Annotated in this window: 5 protein-coding genes; 1 reads left to right on the plus strand and 4 read right to left on the minus strand. The window is 69.2% G+C overall.

Annotation, left to right across the window (positions count from 1 at the left end):
• The 4 genes from AC2VOR_RS05975 to AC2VOR_RS05990 form a co-directional block, all read right to left on the minus strand.
• A partial coding sequence (locus AC2VOR_RS05975; RefSeq protein WP_486963373.1) for an FAD-binding protein occupies positions 1-1,169 on the minus strand: 1,169 nt, incomplete at its 3' end.
• Positions 1,166-2,104 (minus strand): 3-carboxyethylcatechol 2,3-dioxygenase, encoded by a 939-nt coding sequence (locus tag AC2VOR_RS05980; protein ID WP_475582069.1) that lies wholly within the window; start codon positions 2,102-2,104, stop codon positions 1,166-1,168. The genes AC2VOR_RS05975 and AC2VOR_RS05980, both read right to left, overlap by 4 nt.
• Positions 2,031-3,746 (minus strand): bifunctional 3-(3-hydroxy-phenyl)propionate/3-hydroxycinnamic acid hydroxylase, encoded by a 1,716-nt coding sequence (locus AC2VOR_RS05985; protein WP_486963374.1) that lies wholly within the window; start codon positions 3,744-3,746, stop codon positions 2,031-2,033. Before AC2VOR_RS05985 ends, AC2VOR_RS05980 begins: the two co-directional genes overlap by 74 nt.
• Entirely contained in the window at positions 3,746-4,609 is an 864-nt protein-coding gene (locus AC2VOR_RS05990) for an alpha/beta fold hydrolase (RefSeq protein ID WP_486963375.1), read from the minus strand. Before AC2VOR_RS05990 ends, AC2VOR_RS05985 begins: the two co-directional genes overlap by 1 nt.
• Before the next feature lie 127 nt (positions 4,610-4,736).
• On the opposite strand from AC2VOR_RS05990, the gene AC2VOR_RS05995 reads away from it, so the two are divergent.
• On the plus strand, positions 4,737-5,339 hold a 603-nt coding region (locus AC2VOR_RS05995), incomplete at its 3' end, for an IclR family transcriptional regulator (protein ID WP_486963376.1).

Here is a 5,339-nt window from a genome sequence, read left to right on the forward strand (position 1 = left end):
TCGGTGATCAGCCAGCACGGGATGTGGGTGACCCCGGACTTCTGGCCGTCGATCATGGCGTGACCGAAGTCCATGTAGGGCGCCGCCTCGTTGATGAAGCGCCGCCCCGCGCCGTTGACGATGAACTGCGCCGGCATCATGCGCTCGTTGAGCATGAATTGCATGCGCCCGTCCGGCCATTGGATCGCCGGGAACCACCAGGCCTCGTCGAGCAACTCGGTTGCCGCACCGACCTTTTGCCCGGCGCGGATGCCGTCGCCCATGGCGGCGGGGTTGCCGAAGCTCCAATCCTGCTCGATCACCGGGAGTTGTTCCTTGCGCCAGGCCAGGTCGTGGTCGAAGCCCCCGGAGGCCAGGATCACCCCCCGCCGGGCGCCGATCCGCTGTGCGGTACCGACCCGCTCCACCAGCGCGCCGGTCACCGTCCCGCCTGCGCCGGTGAGCAACTCCACCATCGGCGAGTCCAGCCACAGCGGTATCCCCTGGTCCCGCATCGCCAGCCGGAGCCGCGCCGCCAGGGACTGGCCGATCGCGGCGATCCGCTCGCCGAAGACCCGCGCGCGGACCATGCGGGCGATCAGCTTGAGCAGCACACCCTTGCCCGCCCAGGATTGCCGGATCCGGTAAAACGAGCGAAGCTCCTTGGGGCCCAGCCAGATTCCCTTGGGGGCGAGCGCCAGCGGCTGCAGCAGCGTCTGTTCGTCGGGTCCCAGCTTTCGCAGGTCGATGGGGGGGACGTTGATGGTGCTGCCGAGTTCGGAGCCGCCGCTCAGTTCCGGGTAGTAGTCGGCATAGCCCGGTTTCCAGACGAATTCCAGCCATCCGGAGAGCTTTTCGAGGAAGTACAGCATCTGCGGCGCCGCGTCGACGTACTGCCGGATCCGCGCCTCGGTGACGAGGCCGTCGGTGATCTGCCGCAGGTACTCGACGACACCTTCGGGTGGGGGTGAATAGCCCTCCCTGCGCTGCGCGGGCGCGCCGGGCACCCAGATCCCGCCCCCGGACAATGCGGTGGAACCCCCGAAGTGGGAGGACTTTTCGATCACCAGGGCGTCCAGGCCGGAGGCGTGCGCGGTCAGCGCGGCCGTCATGCCGCCGCCGCCGGATCCGACGACGAGCACGTCGACCACCCGGTCGAAGCCGGCCTTCGGCGCTGACGGGGCGGTCATTGCGGGACCGCCGTCCTGACGGCGAACCCGGCGATCAGTTCGGGGGCCGGCTTGTAGTAGCGCACGGTGGTCCGGTAGGGACCCACGGCCTCCAGGGCCGCGAATGCCGCGACCCACGTTCTGATCTCGTGCGCCGAGCTGCCGCCCTCGTGGGAGACGAACGAGTTCGACCACTGCTCGACGTCGGCGAGCCGGCCGGCGTCGACGATTTCGAGGAAGCGATGATCCCACGCCGGGTTGAGCGGTTGCAGGTCACTCGCCCCGCCAGCGAAGTCCCTCGCCGCCTCGATCACGGCCGTCTGCCGGGCCTGGCGCTGCTCGTCGGTCATCGGACGACCGTGCACGATGCGCTCCCGCACCGCAGGGGAGGCGGTCGCCAGCGCGGGCACCGGGGGGCTGTGGGAAAGGCCACCGGACCCCATCACCAGCACCCGCCTGTCCAGGCCGGCCAGATACGCCCCGACCGCCGCCCCCAGCGCCCGGCAGCGATGCAGCGGCCCCAGGGGCACGGCGATCCCGTTGACGAAGACCGGTATCACCGGGCATGCGGTCGCAGCCCCGAACAGCTTCTCCAGCGGCTGCACGGTGCCGTGATCGACGTCCATGCTGGCCGACACCGCGACGTCGACGCCCGCCTCGAGCACCGCCTCGGCGCAGCCGAACGCCAGGTCCCCGGGGACGTCGAGCGGGCCGGTGTGGGTGCCGTAGTCGCCGACGCCGCTGGCGCTCAAGCCGATACAGAACGACGGCATCACCTTGTAGAAGAAGCCGTTGTAGTGGTCCGGGGAGAAGATCACGACCAGCTCGGGGTCGAACGCGGCGGCGAAGTCCCGCGCCTGCGCGATGGCGCCGTCGATGTCGTCAAGCAGGGCCCGCGACGGTCCCGGAAGGTTCAGCAGCGGGCTGTGCGACATGCAGCACAGAGCCAGTGTCATCGGCGACTTCACCCCCTTTCGGCGCGAGAGTGAGAACGTCGAGCAGCGCGGCGCTCAGTTCGGGTGCCCGCTGGGCGATACAGGCCGCGGCGATGCACCGATCGGGACGCAGGAACAACACCGATTCCCGATGGGTGTCGAACCAGGACTTGAGTCCGCCGTTGCGGTCCCCGACGACCACGACATCGGGATCGTCGTGTCCTTCCCAGTGCAGTTGTGTCAGGGGGCGGAGAGCGAAGAAACGTGCGCTGACGGCCTTCCAGTGCGCGAAGGCCTTTTCGCCGAGAATCTTTCGGGGGTTGTTGTTCCAGCACACCACCGCGAACCAGTCGCCGAGCACGTCGTCCAGCAACACGTCGGTCCGGGTCCGGGTGTCGACCCGGGGCTGGATGAACAGGGTGCCGACCGGTGAGTCGGCGCCGGCAAGTCCGGAGTGCACGACCGCGCCCTGGTCGTAACGCGGCATCGGCTTGAACCGCATCTCCAGCACGTAGCGCTTGAGCGTCGGCACGATCGACGCCGACCGCACCAGCAGGTCCCGCACGCCGGCCACCCGGCGGTTGGTCGGGGAGATGGCGCGACCGACCATGGTGGACAGGTCGATCATCGCCCGCGCGTGCTTGCGGCGCTCGATGTCGTAGGTGTCCAGCAGCTTGTCGTCGGCCAGGCCGCCCACCACCGCCGCGAGCTTCCAGCCGAGATTGAACGCGTCGCGGATGCCGCTGTTGTAGCCCTGTCCCTGCCAGACCGGCATCAGGTGGGCGGCGTCCCCGGCCAGCAGCAGCCGGCCGCTGCGGAACGCGCCGGCGATGCGGGAGTGGTGGGTGTACACGCGGCGACGGATCACGTCGACCCGGTCGGGGTGGGGCACCATGCGCGCCAGCATCCGCGTCAGGAACGCCGGGTCCTCCGCCAGTTCGTCGGTCTCGTCGGTGTGAATCATGAACTCGAAGCGGCGAATTCCGTGCGCGATCGAGATGGATGCGTATGGCCGCTCGGGATCGGCACCGACCTCGCTGTTGGGGTGGCCCAGCGGGTCGTTGGCGATGTCGACGACCAGCCACCGCGTCGACGACGTGGTGCCGTCGAAGGACACGCCCATCATGCGGCGGGTCGTGCTGCGCCCGCCGTCGCAGCCGACGACGTAGCGCGCGCGCACGCTGGACGTGCCGCCGTCGTGCTGGGCCGCGCCACCCAACTCGACGGTGACCGCGTCGGCGCTCTGCCGGCACGCCGTCATGGGCCGTTGCCACCACACGTCGACGTGCGCGAATCTGTCCAGCCCGCGCAGCAATTCGGCGTCGACGAGCGGTTGGACGAACCCGTTGCGCTTCGGCCAGCCGAAACGCGCGTCGGGCGGGGCCATCTCGGCCAGCACCCGGCGCTTGGCGTCGACGAAGCGGAGGATCTGGTTGGGCACGGTGTGCGGCAGGATGCGGTCGACCAGGCCGAGCGACTGGAAGGTGCGTAACCCCTCGTCGTCCAACCCCACCCCGCGCGGGTAGTCGATGAGGGTGTCCCGCTCGTCGACCACCAACGTGCGGACACCCCGCAGACCCAGGATGTTGGCCAGCGTCAGCCCGACCGGGCCCGCCCCGACGACGACGACGTCGACATCCGTGTCCTGCGCGGCGCCGGCCATCACCGCCCCAGCAGGAAGTCGAGGTGCAGGCGGTTGAAAGTCTTGGGGTCCTCGTACTGGGGCCAGTGACCGCAGCCGGGCATCAGTTCGAAGCGCGCACCCGGGATCATCGACGCGATGCGGCGGCCCTCGGTCACGTCGGCGGTCGGATCGTCGCTGGTCCACAACACCAGCGTCGGGGCGGTGATCGAACCGTATTCGCCCGGGCCGAGGATGTTGCGCGCCCGGATCTCGGGATCCTGCAGCGCCATGATGTCGCGCATCGCCCCGACGAATCCCGCTTGGCGATAGACTCTTTGGCGGCTGGCGACCAGATCGTCATAATTCTTCGACTTGTCGGCCATCAACCATTTGATCCGCGCCTGCACGGTTTCCCAGCTCGGGTTCTCGGCGGCCGCCATCGACAGCGTGATGATCCGCTGCATCACCTCGGGATCGGCCTGGGAGCCGCCGGCGGTGTTGAGCACCAGGCGGTCCACGGTGTCGGGATGGTCGACGGCGGCGCGGGCGGCCACCCAGCCGCCGAGCGACTCACCGCTCAGGCTGGCGCGGTCGGCGCCGATGGTTTCCAGCACCCTCATCAGGTGCTCGACGTAGTGCGCGACTTCCAGCGGGTGGCCCGGCTTGTCGGTGTACCCGTGGCCCAGCATGTCGATCGACCAGGTCCAGAAGTGCTCCGCGTGCGCCGCCAGGTTACGGACGTAGGCCTCGGCGTGGCCACCAGACCCGTGCAGCAGCATCAGCACCGGCATGCCGGGATCGCCGGCCCGCAGGTAGCGGGTGCGCACTCCCCCCGCGTCGAGGTAACCCTGCTCGAACGGGACGCCCTGGAGGTCGCTCCATATGCTCTCGAACTCCGTCACGGTTCCTCTCCGGCCTCCGGCGGTGGAAAATCTGATTCTCGTTTTCGGATTACTGGGTGTGCTAATATCGCACACTTATGTGCGTTATATATAGAGCTTCGCTCTCGCTCCAGGTCCTGTCAAGGCCGTGACGGGTTCTCAGACGCTGGCCCGGGGCCTGACCGCGCTGCAGATGGTGGCGGACGCCCCGAGCGGCTTGACGGTGCAACAGCTCGCCGACCAGATCGGGGTGCACCGCACCATCGCCTACCGGCTGCTGTCGACGCTGACCCAATTCCGTTTGGTGGCAAAGGGGGAAGACGGGCGGTACCGGCCGGCGGCCGGGCTCGCCGTGCTCGGCGCGTCGTTCGACCGCAACGTGCGCCAGCTCTGTCTGCCGACGCTGCGCGCCCTGGCCGACGAGCTCGGCACCACCGTGTCGCTGCTGATCGCCGAGGGCGACCAGCAGGTGGCCGTCGCGGTGATCGTGCCGAGCCATGTCGCCTATCAGCTCTCGTTCCACGAAGGCAGCCGCTATCCACTGGACCGCGGCGCCGCGGGGATCGCCCTGCTGGCGAGCATGCCTGCACGCCCGGGGGAACGGGACCTGGTCGCGCGCGCCCGGGAACGCGGGTGGGTGACCACCTACGGCGAAATCGAGCCCAACACCTATGGTTTGGCGGTGGCGGTGCGCCGGCGCGCCCCGTCCCCGCCGACCTGCATCAACCTCATCTCCCACCGGGAAGACGTC

The organism is Mycobacterium sp. TH-M103 (assembly GCF_057473785.1).